The sequence below is a fragment of the Luteibacter aegosomatis genome (assembly GCF_023078455.1).
Lineage (GTDB): Bacteria > Pseudomonadota > Gammaproteobacteria > Xanthomonadales > Rhodanobacteraceae > Luteibacter > Luteibacter aegosomatis.
Window position 1 is genome coordinate 2078547 of sequence record NZ_CP095740.1, and the last position, 19532, is coordinate 2098078.

General features: G+C 62.0%; 15 protein-coding genes and 1 tRNA gene. 11 read left to right on the forward strand and 5 right to left on the reverse strand.

The window, feature by feature from the left end:
* Window positions 1-52 precede the first annotated feature (52 nt).
* From L2Y94_RS09555 to L2Y94_RS09565, 3 genes are all read left to right on the forward strand, one after another.
* Window positions 53-1381 (forward strand): replication-associated recombination protein A, encoded by a 1329-nt coding sequence (locus L2Y94_RS09555; RefSeq protein WP_247374673.1) that lies wholly within the window; start codon window positions 53-55, stop codon window positions 1379-1381.
* Window positions 1382-1980: 599 nt separating this feature from the next.
* On the forward strand, window positions 1981-2553 hold the full coding sequence (locus tag L2Y94_RS09560; protein WP_247374675.1) for a hypothetical protein: 573 nt from the start codon (window positions 1981-1983) through the stop codon (window positions 2551-2553).
* Window positions 2554-2969: 416 nt separating this feature from the next.
* On the forward strand, window positions 2970-4505 hold the full coding sequence (locus L2Y94_RS09565; RefSeq protein WP_247374676.1) for a cation:proton antiporter: 1536 nt from the start codon (window positions 2970-2972) through the stop codon (window positions 4503-4505).
* Between the two features lie 241 nt (window positions 4506-4746).
* On the opposite strand, the gene L2Y94_RS09570 is transcribed toward L2Y94_RS09565, so the two are convergent.
* Window positions 4747-5952, reverse strand: a complete 1206-nt coding sequence (locus tag L2Y94_RS09570) for a M35 family metallo-endopeptidase (protein ID WP_247374678.1) — start codon at window positions 5950-5952, stop codon at window positions 4747-4749.
* A gap of 401 nt (window positions 5953-6353) precedes the next feature.
* Here L2Y94_RS09570 and serS point away from each other — a divergent pair, with 401 nt between their 5' ends.
* The 4 genes from serS (at window position 6354) to L2Y94_RS09590 (ending at window position 10431) form a co-directional block, all read left to right on the forward strand.
* Window positions 6354-7634, forward strand: coding sequence for a serine--tRNA ligase (gene serS, locus L2Y94_RS09575; RefSeq protein ID WP_247374680.1), 1281 nt, complete (start codon window positions 6354-6356; stop codon window positions 7632-7634).
* A 95-nt stretch (window positions 7635-7729) separates the two neighbouring features.
* Window positions 7730-7819 (forward strand) — tRNA-Ser (locus L2Y94_RS09580).
* 449 nt (window positions 7820-8268) lie between these two features.
* Window positions 8269-8835 (forward strand): hypothetical protein, encoded by a 567-nt coding sequence (locus L2Y94_RS09585; RefSeq protein WP_247374681.1) that lies wholly within the window; start codon window positions 8269-8271, stop codon window positions 8833-8835.
* A 786-nt stretch (window positions 8836-9621) separates the two neighbouring features.
* Window positions 9622-10431: a hypothetical protein gene (locus tag L2Y94_RS09590; protein ID WP_247374683.1), complete on the forward strand. Its 810-nt coding sequence runs from the start codon at window positions 9622-9624 to the stop codon at window positions 10429-10431.
* Between the two features lie 44 nt (window positions 10432-10475).
* Here L2Y94_RS09590 and L2Y94_RS09595 read toward each other — a convergent pair whose 3' ends face one another.
* The 3 genes from L2Y94_RS09595 to L2Y94_RS09605 form a co-directional block, all read right to left on the reverse strand.
* Window positions 10476-10685, reverse strand: a complete 210-nt coding sequence (locus L2Y94_RS09595) for a hypothetical protein (protein ID WP_247374685.1) — start codon at window positions 10683-10685, stop codon at window positions 10476-10478.
* A gap of 399 nt (window positions 10686-11084) precedes the next feature.
* A complete protein-coding gene (locus L2Y94_RS09600; RefSeq protein ID WP_247375200.1) occupies window positions 11085-12857 on the reverse strand; it encodes an ATP-binding protein in 1773 nt (590 codons plus the stop codon).
* Window positions 12857-14002, reverse strand: coding sequence for an SIR2 family protein (locus L2Y94_RS09605; protein WP_247374687.1), 1146 nt, complete (start codon window positions 14000-14002; stop codon window positions 12857-12859). Before L2Y94_RS09605 ends, L2Y94_RS09600 begins: the two co-directional genes overlap by 1 nt.
* A gap of 812 nt (window positions 14003-14814) precedes the next feature.
* Here L2Y94_RS09605 and L2Y94_RS09610 point away from each other — a divergent pair.
* Both L2Y94_RS09610 and L2Y94_RS09615 read left to right on the forward strand, forming a co-directional pair.
* Window positions 14815-14952 carry a hypothetical protein gene (locus L2Y94_RS09610; RefSeq protein WP_247374688.1) on the forward strand — a complete coding sequence of 46 codons (138 nt, stop codon included), beginning with the start codon at window positions 14815-14817 and terminating at the stop codon, window positions 14950-14952.
* A 253-nt stretch (window positions 14953-15205) separates the two neighbouring features.
* Window positions 15206-15661, forward strand: coding sequence for a hypothetical protein (locus L2Y94_RS09615; protein WP_247374690.1), 456 nt, complete (start codon window positions 15206-15208; stop codon window positions 15659-15661).
* Window positions 15662-16293: 632 nt separating this feature from the next.
* Here the strand turns inward: L2Y94_RS09615 and L2Y94_RS09620 are convergent.
* Complete coding sequence (locus L2Y94_RS09620) at window positions 16294-17121, reverse strand: hypothetical protein (protein ID WP_247374692.1); 828 nt, start codon at window positions 17119-17121, stop codon at window positions 16294-16296.
* A gap of 413 nt (window positions 17122-17534) precedes the next feature.
* On the opposite strand from L2Y94_RS09620, the gene L2Y94_RS09625 reads away from it, so the two are divergent.
* Window positions 17535-18953, forward strand: a complete 1419-nt coding sequence (locus tag L2Y94_RS09625; RefSeq protein WP_247374693.1) for an SIR2 family protein — start codon at window positions 17535-17537, stop codon at window positions 18951-18953.
* Complete coding sequence (locus L2Y94_RS09630; protein ID WP_247374694.1) at window positions 18950-19438, forward strand: TIR domain-containing protein; 489 nt, start codon at window positions 18950-18952, stop codon at window positions 19436-19438. The genes L2Y94_RS09625 and L2Y94_RS09630 overlap by 4 nt, the downstream gene beginning before the upstream one ends.
* Window positions 19439-19532: the final 94 nt, after the last annotated feature.

Consider the following 19532-nt stretch of genomic DNA (forward strand, 5'->3'; position numbering starts at 1 on the left):
CCATGCACGGCGAACGCGCGATAATGGGCGTTCGCCGAATGCAGTGATTCCCATGTTTTCCCAGTCTCCCGGCCTGTTCGCCGAACCCGAAGCGCTCAAGCCCCTGGCCGAACGCATGCGCCCGCGATCCCTCGACGAGATCGTGGGCCAGCAGCGCGTGGCGGGTGAGGGCAAGCCGCTGCGCCGCGCGCTGGAAGCGGGCAGGGTGCATTCGACGATCCTCTGGGGCCCGCCCGGTTGCGGCAAGACCACGCTGGCCCTCCTGGTGGCGCGCTACGCCGACGCCGACTTCCGCGCGATCTCCGCCGTGATGAGCGGCCTGCCCGACGTGCGCAAGGCGCTGGCCGAAGCCGAAGGCAACTTCGCGCAGGGTCGCCGCACCGTGCTGTTCGTGGACGAGGTGCACCGCTTCAACAAGGCGCAGCAGGATGCCTTCCTGCCGTACATCGAACGCGGCGTGATCATCTTCGTGGGCGCCACCACCGAGAATCCCTCGTTCGAGCTCAACTCCGCGTTGCTCTCGCGCTGCCGCGTGCACGTGCTGGACGCGGTGAGCGCCGACGACATCGTGAGCGCGCTTCGCCGCGCCTTGTCCGACAGCGAACGCGGTCTCGGCGAGCTCGGCCTCGACGTGGACGACGCCACGCTCAAGCTCATCGCCTCGGCCGCCGACGGCGACGTGCGCCGCGCGCTCACGCTGCTGGAAATCGCCGCCGAACTCGCCGAAGGCGGCCGCATCGACGACGCCACGCTCGAGCAGGTGCTGGCCGACCGCACGCGCCGTTTCGACAAGAGCGGCGAGCAGTTCTACGACCAGATCTCGGCACTGCATAAATCCGTGCGCTCGTCCGACCCCGACGCCGCCGTGTACTGGCTCACGCGCATGCTCGACGGCGGTTGCGATCCGCTTTACCTGGCGCGGCGACTCACGCGCATGGCGGTGGAAGACGTGGGCCTCGCCGAGCCGCGCGCCTGGCGCATGGCCCTGGACGCGTGGGACACCTACGAGCGGCTCGGCAGCCCCGAAGGCGAACTCGGCCTCGCCCAGCTCGCCATCTGGCTGGCGGTGTCGCCCAAGAGCAATGCCGCGTACATGGCCTATAACAAGGCCCGCGAAGTGGTGAAGCGGATGGGCAGCCTCGACGTGCCCATGCACCTGCGCAACGCGCCCACCAAGCTCATGAAGGGCCTGGGCTACGGCAGCGGCTACCAGTACGACCACGACGTGGAAGGCGGCGTCGCCCTCGACCAGCAATGCCTGCCCGACGAACTGGTGGGCACGGTGTTCTACGACCCCGTGGATCGCGGGTTGGAACTGAAGCTGCGTGAAAAGCTCACGGCGCTTCGTGCGGCGCGCGCCGCCGCTCGCGAAAACGACTGAGGCGACCGGGGTTCGCCGATACGATCGGCTCCCACCCCTTCGGTAGCAGGGTCTTGGCAGCTCCGAAGGGGTGGAGAGCCCGTTCGGTAACAAGTCTCCGTGACCTGCCTACCAAAGGGGTGGGAGCCGATCGTATCGGCGAATCCTGACGAAGCCGCCCATTCCCCAACCACCCACCGCCGTACAGGGATGGAGAGCCCGTTCGCTAGCAAAGTCTCCGTGATCTGCCTACCAAAGGGGTGGGAGCCGATCGTATCGGCGAACCCTGACGAAGCCGCCCATTCCCCAACCACCCACCGCCGTACAGGGATGGAGAGCCCGTTCGCTAGCAAAGTCTCCGTGACCTGCCTACCAAAGGGGTGGGAGCCGATCGTATCGGCGAATCCTGACGAAGCCGCCCATTCCCCAACCACCCACCGCCGTACAGGGATGGAGAGCCCGTTCGCTAGCAAAGTCTCCGTGACCTGCCTACCAAAGGGGTGGGAGCCGATCGTATCGGCGAACCCTGACGAAGCACCTGCTTCCACCCTGCCGAAAGGCAGATACTCCACGCCCCGCCGCCGCCGTACGCTGTCCTCGAGCCCCACCGGGAGACGCCCATGCGCATCGCCATCGCCACCCTCATCGGCGGTCTCGTCATGTTCCTCTGGGGCGCCGTCGCCCACATGGTGCTCCCACTGGGCGAACTCTCCATGCGAGCCCCCAAGAACGAAGACCAGGTGATCGCCGCCTTGCGCGACGGCCTGCCCGCCGAACACGGCATCTACGTGCTCCCGCACTTCGACACCGCGATGCATGCCGACAAGGCCGCCCTCGACGCCTTCTCCGCGAAAACCCGATCCCATCCCTACGCCTACATCGTCTACGCCCCCGAAGGCCGCGACGCCTTGGCGATGGGGCCGCAACTGCTCGGCCAATGGATCTCCGACACCCTCGCAGCTTTGTTGCTGGCCCTGGTGATGATCCGCGCCGGCGTCGGCGTGACGAAAGGCGTGATGCTGGGCCTGATGTTCGGCGTGTTCTCCTGGCTATCGCTCAGCGTGCCGTTCTGGAACTGGTACCGCTTCCCCACGGCCTTCACCTTCGGCTATCTGGTGGAGCAGGGCTTCGGTTGGATATTGGCCGGCGCGGCGATGGGGTGGTGGCTATCGCGCAAACGCAACGCGACCTGACCCAGAATCCCGTCAACGTACGTCGGATTGCCGGAAGCCCTGTGTCCCCTCACGTCGTTCCTGCGAAAGCGGAAACCCAGCGCCTCGCGTCCGAGCGAGCGACACACGTAACCTGACGCGCCAGCCGACGTAGAGCAGTTGCCACCACGGCAACGCCGAGCCGCACACTACCTCCCTCACGTCGTTCCTGCGAAAGCAGGAACCCAGCGTCTCACGTCCGAGCAAGCGACACGCTCCCATCGCCAAAGCACGCGCATCACCTCATCGGCGGAAACCGGCCGCACGGCGCTAGGCTCCTGCCTACGCACGAGCGCCGTGAGGGTATGAGCACGTTGACGAAACGCCTAACGTTCTTGAGCCCCCACTCGCCCACGCGTTAGCCTGCAAGGCGGGGACACCAAACCAAGGCCACCACCATGACCTTATTCGAAAGCCTGCTGCTCCTGCTGCTGGCAGCCGTCGTGCTGCTGCAGGTAGCGCGACGCCTCTCACTTCCGTATCCCTCCATGCTCGCCCTCGCAGGCGCGGGCATGGCCTTGCTTCCCGGCACGCCCGATTTTCCCATCGACCCGCGCACGGCCCTGCCGCTGTTCATCGCCCCCGCGCTGATGGACGCCGCTTTCGATTTCCCGGTGAGTACCGTCAAGCGTTTCTGGATTCCGCTCGTGGCCTATGCCGTGGGTGGCGTGATCGTGACGGCCCTGCTCGTGGGATGGGTCGGCTGGGCCTACGCGGGCCTGCCGTTCGCCGCCGCCCTGGTACTGGGTGCCATCGTCGCCCCGCCGGATGCCGCGGCCGCCACGGCCATCCTCTCCAGCATGTCGATCCCGCGCGCCACCGACGCGATCCTGCGTGGCGAGAGCTTGTTCAACGACGCCGCCGCGCTGCTGCTGTTCGGCGCCGCGCTCACGGCGCAGACCGCCGGCGGCCTCACCCTGGGCCAGCTCGGTGGCTTCGCGCTCGCCGCTCCCGGGGGCGTGCTCTTCGGCATGGTGGTGGGCATGGTGTTCCCGCCGATGACCCGCGCCATCTGCGGCGCGCTCGACTCCAACCTCATGCAGTTCATCATGACGTTCCTCGTGTGGATCGTCGCCGAGCACCTGCACCTTTCCCCGGTACTCGCCGTGGTGGCGCTGGCGATGACCATCGCCACGCGCAACAGCGCGCCGTCGTCGCCGCGCCTGCGCGTGCAGTCGTACGCGGTGTGGAGCATCGTGGTGTTCGTGCTCAACGTGCTGGCCTTCCTGATGATGGGCCTGCAGGCGCGACGCATCGTGGGCGGCATGAGCGGCGATCATCTGCGCGAGGCGCTGGCCTTCGCGGGCATCGTGTCGGCCATCGTCATCGTCACGCGCATCGTGATGATGATCGGCTTCAACCGCACCGTGGCCTGGTACCGCCGCCTCCGCGGCCTGGAACCGCCCGCGCCGTGGCGGCAGGCCCTCCTGGCCGGCTGGTGCGGCATGCGCGGCCTGGTGACGCTCGCCACCGCCTTCATCCTCCCGGAAGACTTTCCCCAGCGCGACGTGGTGGTGCTCACCGCCTTCGCCGTGGTGATCGCCACGCTGGTGGTGCAAGGCCTCACCCTCACGCCGATGATCCGCCTGCTCGGCCTCGACCAGCGCGCCATCACCGAACGCGAACTCATCGCCGTGCGCCGTGGCCTCGTGCAAGCCGCCATCGACCGCCTCGCCAACGAAACCGGCGACGAGCGCAGCCGCCTCGACGCCACCTACCGCATGGAACTCGACGCCCTCGGCGAATCCACGACCGCCCTCGAACGCCACCGCACCCTGGCCCTCGCGGCCCTGGCCGCGCAGCGCGAGGCCCTCGAACGCAGCCGCCAGCAATTCCAGCTCACCGACGACGACTACAACTTCCTGCTCGAACAACTCGACTGGCGCGAACTGGCCGTCCTCCCACCCGAAACCACCCGCATAGGCGCGGAATAACCACCCGTCGCACCTGCGCACGCAGGTGCCCAGAGCCCCAATCCCCCAGAAAACCGACCACGCCCCAATCCCCGTCGCACCGGCGCAGGCCGGTGCCTACGGCGACACGCTCCGTTCGTGCGACATGTCCATGCCCTCGGCGCCGGCGCAAGCTCGGTGCGGAAATCAAATCGAGCAAAGCCCCTTTCGATAAGCCCAAAAGCGGAGACCTGACAGGCCTCCGCTGTCGCTCCCTAACCGCCTACTGAAGCCCTCGACCAAGGAAGGACTTCTGCACGTCCTGAATGAAGTACTCAAAATTGGACGCGCTCATTACCGCTTTCGCGCGGTCATCATGGACAAGACGCTCGCACGCCGACCGACTGTACGCATAGCCTGTCCAGTCGAACGTAAGTCCGGTCCAACCCAATTGATCGGAAGGCAGGTCGGCGAAATGTGATATCTCATGGACCATGACCGCGGCCTGGGTATCCGCTGTGCGGTTGCTTTCGGTCGGCTTCGCAGGAAGTGACCAAAACGCAGGGCAAATCGCTATCTCGTATACCCCAGATTCTTTGACCGAGCCCGTATGCGCGATCGCCACGGTGTCATCCGAGCCCGGCGGACAATCTTCTACCCAACGGATCTTGTGCGATGGCGTGCCATGAATGCCCTGGTTGAGCCTATGGGCGATGGCGCGAAGCGTACCCGTCACTTTCTTGTCGTTCTCGTCGCCGTCAGCGTAGGTGCCGAACCACTTCTTGTACGCGGGAGAGTGGATGGATACGGCGTCGGGATCCGGAAAAGGCGGCAAACCATGGCTGTATTCAACCCAAGCGCTATTAGCCATCCAGGAGTAGCCGTAATAGGTGGCGTAGTCGAGTTTGTCCAGTTTGGCCGGGTCGGTGATGGCCTTTGTGGAAGCTTTGGCCTCAGCCTTTCCCTCTACCGTGCTCGCGGTAACGACGATCGTGTTACTCACCACCTCAAGACGCGGCGGAATTCTGAGCTTGGTAGGAATCGCCAGTCCCTGCCTGTCCTCAGGAGCCTGTCCAACGGACATACGGAATGTCACCTTGTAACTCTTGCCGGGCTCCAGCTCGTAATCCGGACGAAGGTCATAGGTAGCAACCCGCGATTCGCCGGGTTGGAACGTCACGTATTTATCTTCAGGATGCCCGAGCGTGTGGACGAAATACCCCCGGTAGCCAGCCTGCTCGTGCGGTGCATCCAGGGCCTCCACATCGAATTGTTTGTACGAGGTATGGACGTCATCCAGCAGCACCAACGGCGTGGTGTATTCCTCGAAGGCCATGGGAGCGTCGCCCTCGTTGGTCAGGGTCAGGGTGAGCTTGGTCGGCTTCCCTGTATCGGCCTGAATCAACGAGGCCGTTAAGTGCCCCTGCGCCTTGGCGGTAGCGGCGCCTCCCATTAGAAGGGCAAAACACATCAAGAATCTGAACTTCAATGATTACTCCTTGGAGCCGAACGTATGTACGGCTTTCATGCGGCGAACCTGGCTCCCCCTGAGGGCGTGCGCCCATATACAGGTTGCATGCCAATCTAATGTTGGCAATTGTGCCGGGTCGCGAGCATCGGTGGAGGCGTGTCGAACGGCGTCCGTTGGCCCGGTCTAAGTCAATGTGTCTTTACGTTTATTCTTCCGTAACGTTATCTGGTGACGCATCTTGGGATTCGATTCGGCCAAACATGGCCCTGCGGCTAGATAGATGAGAAAAGACTCATTTTGGTTGGCGAAAGGGTTCGCTTGTTCCCTCGTGACTCACCGAAAGCGGACACCCACCCGACCTAGCCCAACCCCCCGAATTTGCGATAATCCCCGGTCAAACCCAACGGAAGCCTCACACCATGCTGGACCCAGCCCTCCTGCGCGGCCGCCTCGCCGAAACAGCCGAGCGCCTCCGCGTCGCCCGGAACTTCGAACTCGACGTCGCCACGATCGAGCGCCTCGAATCCGAGCGCAAGGCGCTCTCCACCGAGACGCAGGAGCTGCAGAACCTCCGTAACACGCGTTCCAAGGCCATCGGCCAGGCCAAGGCCAAGGGCGAAGACGTGGCGCCGCTCATGGCGGAGGTGGCCGGCATCGGCGACAAGCTCAAGGCCAACGAACACGCCCTGGCCGAGGTGCAGGCCAAGCTGGCCGACATCGCCCTGCACATCCCCAACATCCCGGATGCCGAGGTCAGCATCGGCAAGGACGAGACCGAAAACGTCGAGATCCTCCGCTGGGGCCACGCCCGTCCGTTCGACTTCCCCGTGAAAGACCACGTGGACCTCGGCGCCCGCCACGGCTGGCTCGACGCCGACGCCGGCGCCAAGCTCAGCGGCGCCCGCTTCACCGTGCTGCGCGGCCAGCTCGCGCACCTGCACCGCGCGCTCGCGCAGTTCATGCTCGACCTGCACACCACCAAGCACGGCTACCTCGAACACAACGTGCCGCTCATCGTGAACCCTGAAGCCATGCGGGGTACGAGCCAATTGCCCAAGTTCGAGGAAGACCTCTTCCGCACCAAGGTCGGCGACGCCGACCGCTACCTGATTCCCACCTCCGAGGTATCGCTCACCAACCTCGTGAGCGACACCATCGTCGAAGCCGACGACATGCCGATGCGCCTCGTGGCGCACAGCATGTGCTTCCGCGCCGAGGCCGGCAGCTACGGCCGCGACACCCGCGGCATGATCCGCCAGCACCAGTTCGAGAAGGTGGAAATGGTGCAGATCGCCACCCCGGACACCAGCATGCAGCAGTTGGAGGAAATGGTCGGCCACGCCGAAGCCGTACTCCAGGCGCTGAAGCTGCCGTACCGCAAGGTGATGCTCTGCACCGGCGACATGGGCTTCGCCGCCGCCAAGACCTACGACCTCGAGGTATGGCTGCCCAGCCAGAACACCTACCGCGAGATCAGCAGCTGCTCCAACTGCACCGACTTCCAGGCCCGCCGCATGCAGGCCCGCTGGCGCAACCCGGCCACCGGCAAGCCGGAACTCCTGCACACCCTCAACGGCTCCGGCTTGGCCGTGGGCCGCACCCTGGTAGCCGTGATGGAGAACTTCCAGCAGGCCGACGGGAGCATCGAGGTGCCCGAGGTGCTCCGGCCGTATATGGCGGGGCTCGAAGCCATCGCCTGAGCTGTTCAGGTACAATCGGCGCGCCGGGGTAGGGGTGGCCCGGCGCGTTCCGAATAAGACCCTGCCGAGCCGCAATGGCCGGTATGTGCAAAAACGGAGAGATGGCCGAGTGGTTTAAGGCAGCAGTCTTGAAAACTGCCGTAGGTGCAAGCCTACCGTGGGTTCGAATCCCACTCTCTCCGCCAGTCGCCTGAAAACCCAGTTCCTCCAAGGGTTTTGACCGCTGGCCGGGAACAAGGTCGCGGATCACAAATCGGGTTACGAGACCCCGATGCGACTTCCCCATTACCTACACCGTTCGCCCACCGCATCTGGCATTGCCGTCAGTGGGTGCCTTCCGACCTCATCGCAGTTCTCGGAAAACAGTTCCTCAAAAAGTCTCAAGAGCATCGGGGAAGACGTGGTTGTTTACGAAGGTGAAGGTCGATGGCGTCAACGGTGTCGGCAACTGGCGGGGCAAGGCCTTCAGCCGCTTGTGGAGAAAACCTGGTCCTTCCGAAAAAGGGCAAGTTCGCGTTCCACAGCCTGCGAAAATCAGCTGCTCAGGGGCTGCAGACCGCCAGGGTGTCATCCGAGCAACGATATCGAGCTTGGCTTGGCTCGAATAGCTTAGGAATTAAAACCGAGGAATGTTATGACTTTCGGTAAGAAAATCGCTCACGTCTTTTGGCTATGGATGATGAGGACCACTATCGCGCTTTTCATTTGGACCGCAGTCGATATTGTCTACTCTATAGACAAATTGAGAGGCGGGGGGCTCAAGGTATTCAATGTTAACTACACGGGCGAGTTCACAGCGCTTGCGGACAAGTCTTTCTTGGTCAACATAGGGCTGGGAGGAGGCGTCGCACTTCTCGTTTTTGGCGTTGCCTTCTGGAGAATCAACGCACTGAAGAAAGGCGGGCTTGGATGGGAAGGGTTGCTAATGGTGGTTGACGACCTTGGGAGCGCAATCCTGGTTTTCGCCGTTATCACCTTCATCTACCAATACATCCATGTATTCCCCCATACGCCAGCCGAAGCCTCATTTGGCTGGCCGTTCTTTTTATGGTTCGTCGCGATGGTCCTCTACTTCCTAGTGAAACTTGGGCAAGACGACAGTCAGCAGACCAGTCATAATGCCAATTGCTGCTGCAATGCCAATAAGAATGCCGAGGAGGGGGTGGCGGTCGATAAAATTCATGTGGATAATCCTGTATAGCAATTTCGTTATAAGTGATTTTTTGGGGCTGTCAACGGAAGTTTCGAGTTACATCGAAAAACCAAAGCGCGTATTAACATTGTTTCGATGCTGCTCACAGCCTGAAAAGCTAAGGCAAAAGCCTTATCAGCTCCAATGTACGGGCCGCTTCCAAAAGAGCAAAAGCAAAGGCCGTGGGATTTTCCTTCGGCCTTTTGTCCATTGGCTTTTCGCTTATACAGGCCGTCGGTCCGAGCAAACTTGTTAGCGAGGGGCGCCCAGCGTTCGCTGAGGTCGCCGACGAACCAGGCGGCTGGTCCTTTGACGCTCAGGTGCCGGAGCTTGTCGCCGAAACCATGGTCCCCTCTTGCCCACCTTCCGTGATGTCGGCGAGGCACCGGGTCGGGAAGTACATGTGAGCATGGAAACCGATGTCCATGCCCGCATTGGCGGCCCCGAGGACGTCCAAGGTGGTAACGCGGTGCAAAACGTAACTGTTTATTTGGTGTAGGTTCACTGCCGTCCTCCCGGTCGCGGCCTCATGAAAAGAACCCCTGTCCACAGCCCGCAGCGTGCCGTCATCACGAATTACCTTCGTAAGTTGAGGGTGGCGAGAGGCTTGACCCAGGGAGAGGTGGCCGAGGCCCTCGCACGTCCCCGGGCCTAAGTCCGGCATCGAGAAGAGCCGGCGGGGTGTCGAGATGTTGCAGGTCATGGAGCTCTACTACGCGTTCGACGTCCGGTTCGAGGACTTGCAATAGAAATCATGAAACGCATCCGCAAAGCCAAGCATGACGGGCGCGTCGTTTGGAAAGCGCACTCGCGCAGGAAAACGGTCCCGGAATAAAATTCAGGTTTTTTTGGGGGGCGCGCATGGCGCAGGGAAATCTGAAACCGAATAGAGATAAGGCCGAGGAAAAAGCCAAGGAGGTCATCAACCTTTTGGCTGGTGCTAAACGCTACCGCTCAAGGCTCAACCCAGTGGGTGCAGGCAAGAAAATTGTGCCTCTATTCCGCTGGTGCCTGCCGCCAGCGATTCTTTCTGCGATTGTCGCCACCTCACTCGAGATTTGGACTGGGCAGCCCCAGAAGCCGGCTGATGGTCCGGTCCTCTATTGGGCTGAGGAAATTCTTTCCATGGCCGCTCTGACACTCTCTTTCTTGGCGCTTGCCGTTGCTCTTTTCCTGTTGTGGTGGCGCAGGGAAGGGCTCACCGAGAACGAGGCCCATCACCTTCGAACCGGCTACCTGCTCCACGAGCAGCAGGTCGAGGCCATCGCTGTCTACCCGCTGCCTGTGCTCCACAGTGTCAGTCGCTACTTTGAGCATCGGCACCTTTCAGGTATGGGTATCCACGTCAGCTTCATTGGTTGGAGCGGACTGACCCTGCCAACGGTTGCCTTGGTCGTCACGTCGGTCAAGCAGCTCTCCGACCTGCATGCCTTTGGCGTCGGGAAAAACGGCGACCTTGTGTCTGTCGTATGGCTGGCAATCGGGCTTCTGGTCTTCATCAGCGTCATGATGCGCTGGTTCTCCAGAAAGGAGGAATACCAGCGCGGATTGCTCGCCGACGCCATTGCCATGGCGACAGAGAGAGAGTGCAAGGCGGCAGCCTGACACTCCATCTGCACCGGTGCGACCTCGTCAGAGCAGCATCGACATCACCTCTGCATCAGCCGCATCGACCACCTCAGGATTTCGTTTGGACGGCCGTTTGCGGGCTCGTAACCGGGTGCGGTGACGTGCATCAGGTATCCACGGAACTGGTCGGACTGATACCGGGGCAGGTCGAGTTTCGGATAGGTGACGCACTTGATGTCCTTGAGGCATTCGGGGACTTCCGCCTCGTTGATGTAGTGCTCCAGCGTCACGTCACCGCTCGGGGCGTGGCCGACGATACGAGCGATACGATGGATGGCGACCTTTTTCCGCTCGTGACAGTGCAAAAAGTGTGGCGCAGACTGTGGAGAGTCTTATGCGGCGGCACTGCTGACCCCATCGAGGAGAGCCAGATGGCCCTCCTCGCGATGCGGAAGGATGGGCCAATCAAAAGCCTCATGGTCTCCGCATGTTGCGGTGGCGAGGGCATTGATGAACGCGAGCATGTTGCCTGTCCACTAAGCGAGAAGCCTTTTGCGCCGCTGCGGCTCTGTTGGATGCTGCCCCGGCGGAGGGCGATCGCGTCGAAACTGACGCAGATCGACCGGGGCGCGCGACCATCCACGGCGCTAATGCGGCGACGGCGCTACCGCGCCGATATCATCGAGGCCCTACAGTTCCCACAGCGCTTCCAGATCGATGTCGCCGCTGTCGGGGCGCTGCGCCGCGGTCAAGATGTCGATTTGTACGACCATCGGCAAGTCGAAGGCGGTACCTGTGACCACGCAGCACCCTTGGATGAGGTTCGGAATCAAGGCGCGCGAGATAGGGTCGAGCGTAGAAAGCGTGTTGTCGATGAGAAACAGGTCTCGATCATTCACCAATCGATGGATCAGGAAATTGTGCACTTGGGACACGATCGTGGGTGAGATGTCTGCCGGTCGCTGGCTGGCGATGGTCAAGAATACGCCAAACTTACGGCCTTCCTTGATGATCTCTTCGAACAGTTCCAGACGATAGTCCTTCCATGCCTCGGCTTCGCGAGTCGACATTTCGGAGAGAATGTTGTGCGCTTCATCGATGATGAGGTGCAACGTCCGGTCCGGCGGCGACGCAACCGAGGCGCGGTGTTGCTGGTACGCGTGCTTGGCGACCAAGATCGGGAGGATCTTCTTGGCATCGGTGTTGCAGCGTTTGAGTGATACTACCGTCACCATCGGTTGCTGAACAGGTGCTTCTAATCCGACCTCGACCGCCTTTCGCAGCATTGTGATCGCGCCTTCCATACGCTTCATCAGCGGCAAGATGTGATCGAGCTGGACCTGGCCGGTGCCGATGTCGTTCATGAGGCCAAGCTGGCACCGGATCGACAGTTCGTCGAACGCATCGACATTCGGCATCGCTGTAGCCTCCACGACGGGCTCCAATGACCCGGCATAGCCGGCGCCGTCCGAATTGAACCAAGTGTCGGTGTGCGTGTCCTTGAACGCGCCGGTGGCCGTGTTGTACCACTGAATGTGCTCCAAGGCGGTCACGAGCGCGGTGAGGTTCAGCTGGTTTGCCAGAAATCGGGCGCGGTCCAGCAATTCGGCCCGAGGTCGGGCCGAAGTGAACGTGCGCTTGAGCACCTTTTGAAAATAGTGGGTCAAGGAGTCGGGCTTCTGGCCGAAGCGTTTGCGGCCCTCTATGACGCGGTTGAGAAACGGACGTTGCGTGTGTTGTGTCGCCTGAAACAGCAACGAGAGCGTTTCGACATCCCAAAATTCGTCCGGTGCAATCGTGATGCGATCACCCGCCTGATGGCCGGTGGAGACATCAAGTACCCGCTTTCGCGGGGCTTGGACGAGTTGCTGCTGGGTGTACTCGCCATTGAAATCGACCACCAGGAATCGGCTGCGATCGGCCAGCCCAGGTGGGTTGCGCTCGAACAACGACGTGTAGAGCTTGGCGAGCGTATTGGATTTGCCGCTACCAGTGTTGCCAAAAATGCCGATGTGGCTGTTGAACATGCGCGTATAGGGTAGGGCAACGGGCAGGCCCTCTTTTTGCAGCACGCCGATCCGAAGGCCCGGGGCGTGGCCCGCTCGGTCGAATATTTGCGCGATGCGGTCGTCGGACAGTAGGTGCGCTTCGTCCAGGATCATCGGCAGAAACTTGATGCCGTTGTGGAAACGACCGTCTTCAAAATAGCCAATGGGGCGCGCATCCACACGACGCACAAAGCCTGTGCGCACGCCGTCGGTTTCGCTGCGTCGTTCATCCAAGTGCTCGCCTTCGACCACACATATGATGTCGCGAAAGCCGCGAGAAATGGCCAAGTACTCCCTGATGGATATGCCTTTTAGGCGCTGTCCGCGGTGAAACAAGACTTCCTTGCTGGACTCGTCGTCGATGCGCAGAGAGATCTTGGTGCCCGCCACCGCCACCACCTCACCCACGCGCATCACGGGCCCGCTCCGACCACAGGTCCGTCTGCGGCAACCGGCGTCACGGGGGAGAGCATCGTGTTGAACGCGGCAAAATCGAGCACGCCGTCATCAACCATGATGCAGTCGACGTTCGGATAGGCCGAGAAAAGGTCTTTGAGGCGCGCGTGCTCGGTCGCGTTGAAGCATGTCACAAACACCATTAGTAGCGGATTGGACAGCGATCGCTTGACGAGGTTGAGGATGTGTTCGTCTGCAAATGAGAAGCCGAAGGTGATGAGCACGGCATTTTCTCGCTCTAGCTCGAAGCTGAGCATCCGCAGCATCTGGTAGTAGTGTTCCTCAAAGACCGTCTCGTAGAACTTCCACTTGGTGGGGTTCACGATGGGCAGCGTGTTGTAGTCGTCCCAGAAGGAATCCATCTGCGCAATGGTAAGGGGCGGCTCGTCCAGGCTCGCCGCAGGTCCGCCCGCCGCCAAGCCGGCCCAAAAGGGAGCGACGGCTTTGCGCACGTCCGCGTCCAGCAAGGGGCCCTCTGCCTCATCGAGTCGATCGTAAGCGACCAGCACTTGGTCGCCTTGACGGGCCCAGTACACCGAGCCATGCAGGTTGATGAGGTTCAGCTGTGGCAGGGTTTGCTGGTGCCGTTCAAAGATGCCCGTGCGGGTCAGGAAGGTCTGAAAGTTGCGGGCTTCAATGACCCGTCGAAAGAACCCTCGGCCTCCGTCGTTGACCACGAAGTCCAACCCACCCCCGAGCATGGCGTGGTTCGCGGCCTCTGGCAGGCATCCGTCGTAGTTGGTAGTGAAGATGTTGCAACGCTTATCGACGCCCCTGCGGCGCTGGAGCAGGGTCAATAGTGCGCGAACAAATTGATCGTAGTTTTCTTGAACACTCGCCGTGTCCGGGTTTTTGCGAATGGCGCCGAATGACATCGTTTGAGCGGGCCGGATGCACTGCTCGTAGTAGTGCATGAACAAGGCGGTACGGCGGGGGCGGTCGTCTTGATTTTGATACTCGGTGGCCAGCGTCTCTATCGTATGTGCCGTGCCATCGGCCCGGGTGACTTTCAGGGCCAGGGTGGGCAACAACCCGAAGGAGGCGCCGGATCCAATCAAGAAGTTCAGCGGTTTGTCGTAGATGTCTTTGACGTTGAAGCTCATAGCCGGTCCATGGGTTATGCGATGGGAGCCCACCGCGTTGTGCAGGCCCTGCGCGGCATAGGTTAGGCCGGAGCGGCGGCCGTCACAACGGCATGCGGGGCCGTCGCGCCGCCAAGCCCGGGCTTCGCGCTCGGGGACGCTGGCCGGGAAGAGCACCTACGCTGGACGGCGCCAGCGCTTGCCAGTCGGCCACCCGACTTGGAGCCATTGGCCGTAGGGCGTGATGGTGATGCGGTCGCGCAGGGCGGGTTTTCGTTGCCTCTGTTGATGGGGGGCACGAAGGCGGCATTGCGGAACGCCGTCAGCAGGGCATCGCCGTCGAAGGTGACAACCTTCCGTGGTCGACGACTCGTCGCTTTCCGCTGGCTCTCCAGGCGCAACGGATCCGTTCAGAAAAGGCGAATCCATTGATTAACTAATACTAGTCGGACGGGGTCAGCCCGCTCGTGGGCCCTTTACCAGCCCCGGGCGCCGGGGGGCGGTCACCGGGAACCCCTTTGCCGGGCATGGCAATCGCTCTGGGCGGTGCTGCATCAAGCTGGCTTCACCGGAAGGGAAGGCCGCTCCGTCCCGACGAGGCGTCACAGCTCTTGGCAGACGGTTGCCGGGTCACTGCGGTGGTCCGGCGCGCCACTGCCGGCCCAATTCTATGAGGCCCGCCGTCGCCGGGGTGCTACGGAGACGAAGATCGAGGCGTATAAGAAGGCCTATGCGTGGGAGGTCTTCGCTAAGCGCACATTCGACCAGGCTGACCAGGGCGTGCCCCATCGTCTGCGGGACCTGCAGCACGATCGGAGAGGCAGCAGCGCCAGGTGGACGACCTGAAGCGGTCACGCAAGGCGACCGCCGGGCAACTTGCGGCCCTGCGGGTGGAAGAGCGGCAACTGGGCGAGGAAGATGCCCGGCACCGCTGGCGGCTGGAGCGCGCCGTGGGTAAGTTTATGGCCTGAAGCCGAGTGCCGCGACGGCGCCGCTGGCGGTGTTGCCGGACGAACATCGGGTCATGGTGGAACTGCTGCTACTGGTCGGCGAGCCGAAGGGCAAAATGGCATTGCCGGTCCCGGCACCTCGCTTAGGCCTCGATATTCCCCGGTCTCGTCCACGCTGATCTCAGCCTTTGCGACGGAAAGGCACTAGCCTACCGACCCAAGCACTGGGCGACCGATGGTCGCCCCTTCTGATTTGGACGAGCGGGAGACGGGCATGGCGGATGAAATGGATGAGGCAGACCGGTTGAAGCTGCGCCTTGAACTCCACGCGGACTATGCCAAGGAGGCCAACGCGCGGGAGGCGGCGAGCAGCGACAACTACGACAAGGCCATCATGACGTATACGACGGGGGCCCTGGCCCTGTCGATCACCTTCATGTCGACCGTCCTGAAGGACACCACCCACGCAAAAGACATGGCGCATTTGAAGTTCGCATGGATCTTTTGGGTGGCCTCCCTGGTGTTTACGATCGTGTCGTTCCAGGTGTCGGTGAAAGCCCAACGGCGGGAAGCGGAAAAGGCCACGATCTACTACTTGGACGACAAGAAAGAGGCACTTTCAGCGTCGAACTGGTGGGCGTTTGCCTTGTTGGTGCTCAACCTCGCGGCGGGACTGCTGTTCGCGGCGGGGGCCGGGATGATGATGTGGTTCGTGTGGGTCAATCTCTAACGGAGAAATGGATATGACGTCGAACAATGGATCCAAGGGGATTCCGGGCTACGCCGAAGATGGCATGCCACCGGCCTTGATCGCGCAACTTCCGGAACGTCCCCGCAACATCCCACCGGCACGCATTACACCGGTTCCTCAGCCATCACCCGCGCCCGCTCCGGCACCGGCTCCCAGCCCTTCCAATAGGTGACCTCGTGAACCCGTCTCAAATCCCTGGCTCAATGAATCGCGATACGTGGATGTCTCACAATCCTTCGGACAACCGTGGCATGCCGCCCGCGCGGATTGTGCCGGTCCCGCAGCCCAGTCCGGCGCCAGCGCCGGCACCAGTGCCCTCCAAGAAATGATCACGCACGTGCCTTTCGGAGCGTTTCGATGAGCGACATGCCTCATGCTTTTGAATCTGATCGACCGGTGGAGCGATATACCCCGCCCGCGCGTATCGTGCCGGTTCCTGATCGATCGTCGGTGCCTTCACCCGCACCATCGCCGCCGAGGAAGTAGTCGGAGGTCGACGGGTCAAATCGGAAACGGTCGTGCCGTTATCCCAGACTGGATCGAGAAGGGTTCAATAGCCAACACCCATGCGCCATCTACTGGTGACCCTCGGCAAGGCCGCAACCCGACGGTCAGTGGGATGGCGGCAATGCCGGGCACCGGGCGTCTTTCACGAGGGGTCCGAGCACCTCGATGACGTCGGCTGCGACCATGCGCGAGGCGATGATCTTGCCGTCCCCGATGCGGGCAAGGAGCACGGACGTGCCCAATGGCCGGACCATGTGCCAGGCGAGCGGATCGCCCGGGATGCAGACAAGAGGATGGAGGCCGCCCGGCTCGCCCCGCAGCAGCCGCTGCGCATCGAGCGTGCCTTGCTGCCACGGAAAGAGCGTGATGACGCAGAGCACGAGGCTGATGGCAAGGGGAACCACGATGCGCCGACTCCGCAGATCACGCGGGCGGGTGGCAATGAGCAAGGTTGCCACCATCGCGATGAGCAGGGAGACGCCGGCGAGTAGCACAACGTCGAGGACGCGTGTCATGTCAGCGGCCCATCCGGGGCTGAGGCTGCGGACGATGAGTGCGGTGAGCACTGTGGCGAGAAGGGGCCAGAAGACGCTGCTGCGGACAACGCGCCGATGGGGCATCTGGAGGGTCACGGTTAGGCACAGGGCCAGGGCGCTCAGGGTCATGCTGATGCCAAGCGCCCCCGTCCGCAGCATGGTCGTGTACGGCACATAGTCCATCGCCCACATTGACCCGATGGCCTCGAGGAAACCCTGCTTCTGATAGGCGCCGACGACAGTGGCAATCGCGGACGCGCCAATGAGGCTGCCGCCGATGATAGGCAGTGTCTTGAATGCCTTCCCGAGGATGTCGACCATCTCATCGTGGCTGCGAAGGGCGCGGTGGAGTGGGCGTCTGCGCCGTCCGGCGCGCGCGGTGGAGGGGTCCGTCATGGCCTGGTCCTTGCTTGTTCCTGGGGCCGGAAGGATAGTGGCCGGGTTGGGGCTGAGGAAGGCGGCTCATCCGTCATGCTCCGGCCTCGTCGCCTGCGCCTGCGGCAATTTTGGCCTGTGCTGCCTCCTCGACTTTTCGATGCAGCAAGGCGGTGAAGTGGGCGCCGACAGTGACGGCCCCGGTGACCGACTTTCTGCCGTTTGCACGGCCTGCGTGGACGACCCCGCGCTGAAGGAAGGCTACCCTTTATCCATTGCATCCGGTGTCTCGCGGCGTGACCACCAGGACGCCCGTAAGGCTTTCGCGTGATTTTCCTGCTGTTGCCGGATTTGCCCCTTTCCGGCAACCGGGCACCTTGCATAATCTCCCCCCGGGGCGCTGGCATCGTCGGCGGAAAACAGGGTACGAAAGCATGGATGCGTTCAGCACTGATGTTGAGTTGTTCATCCGGGACTACGTCCGCCAGCTGGCCGATGGCACCGCTGCGGTCTTTGCAGGGGCGGGCATGTCTCGTAGCGCGGGCTACGTCGACTGGAAGGGGCTGCTCCGCAACATCGCAAAAGAACTTGGTCTTGACCTGAGGCTCGAAAACGACCTCATCGCCATGGCGCAGTTCCATGTCAACAAGAACATGGGACACGACGCGCTCGCCAAGGAAATCCTCGAGCAGTTCTCCGAGCTCGCCGAGGAAACGCCGACGCACGAAATCCTCGCCCGCCTGCCCATTACCACTTGGTGGACGACCAACTACGACAAGCTCGTCGAGCAGTCGCTCACGAAAGCCTACCGCGTGCCGGACGTCAAGGACGCGCCGTCTCAGCTTCGGGACACCAAGCCTCGTCGTTCGGCGGTCGTCTACAAGATGCACGGCGATGTCGACCGCCCGTCCGATGCCATCCTCTACAAGGCACAGTACGAGCGCTATTACAAGACGCACGACGGCTTCATCACCGCGCTCAGTGGTGACCTGACCACGAAGACCTTCATCTTCATCGGCTTCAGTTTCACCGACCCGAACCTCGACTACGTCCTCTCCCGCCTGCCGCACGAAACCAAACGTCAACACTACTGCTTCGTCAAGAGGCCTGACCGTGCTGATTTTGCTGATGACGCCGCGTTCGACTATGCGGTCCGCCGTGAGGCCATGCGGACAGGCGACCTCAAGCGATACGGCATCAAGGCGCTGGAAATCGATTCATTCGATGAAATCCCAGTCATCTTCCAGGAAGTCGACCGACAGTACCGCATGCGCACGGTGTTCATCTCGGGCTCTGCTGAAGAGTATGGCGACTGGTCGCGCAAAGAAGCCTCTGACTTCCTTCACAACCTCTCGTCGGCCCTGGTCAGGAAGGGATTCCGGGTCGTCACGGGCTTCGGTTGGGGCGTGGGCAGCGCTGTCATCAATGGCGCGCTCCAGGCCATCTACGACAAGCCCGAGAAATTCAGCGAAGATCAGCTCGTCATGCGCCCGTTTCCGCAGGAAGACAGTGGCGGTGTGGACCGTAAAAAGCTCTGGCAGGCGTACCGTGAGCGCATGATTGCGCTCGCTGGCGTTGCACTCTTCGTCTTCGGCAACAAGGTCGAGGACGACAAGCTGGTTGAAGCCAATGGCGTGCGCACCGAGTTTGATATCGCAAGGGCCCTCGGATTGGTCACGCTGCCCCTCGCGTCGACAGGGTTCATGGCCGAAACACTGGCAGGCGAGCTCGTCTCCGACCACACGCAGCCCGCCGAAGTGCGCAACGTCGTCGGCGAGCTAAAAAAAGCGGGCCGCAATGGCAATGACCTCATCCGCATCATCACGGGCCATATGGAGAGCCTACTCAAGTGAGCACGTACGACGTTTTTTACAGCTTCCATTTCCAGCCGGACGTGTTCCGGGTACAGCAAATCCGTAACATGGGCGTCATTACCGGCGACGAGCCGGTCAAGGCCAATGAGTGGGAAACGATCAAGGCAACCCCGTCAGGCGTGGAGAAATGGATTGACGCCAATATGAAGGGCAAGGATGCCGTCGTTGTCCTCATCGGGGCGGAGACTGCCAGCCGGCCCTGGGTCAAGTACGAAATCAAACGGGCGTGGGAGACGGGGAAAGCAGTCCTCGGCATCTATATTCACAACCTCAAGAACATCGATGGCAAGACGACCAACGTCGGCAACAACCCGTTCTCCGCCTTCACGTTCAAGCTTGCAGACGGCACGGTGGTGGTCCCCCACGTTTTCGACCCAAAGGCGTCGGACGCCTACAACGACATCGAAGCCAACATCCAGGACTGGATTGCAAAGGCTCGTCGCCAGCGCGGCCTCAAGGCCTGAGCAGACACGCCTTCAAAACTTGCAACACTGATTGTCTCCTCCGCGGCACCATCCCCTTTGCGGGGCGTTGTCAACACCGCACCATAGGACCCCG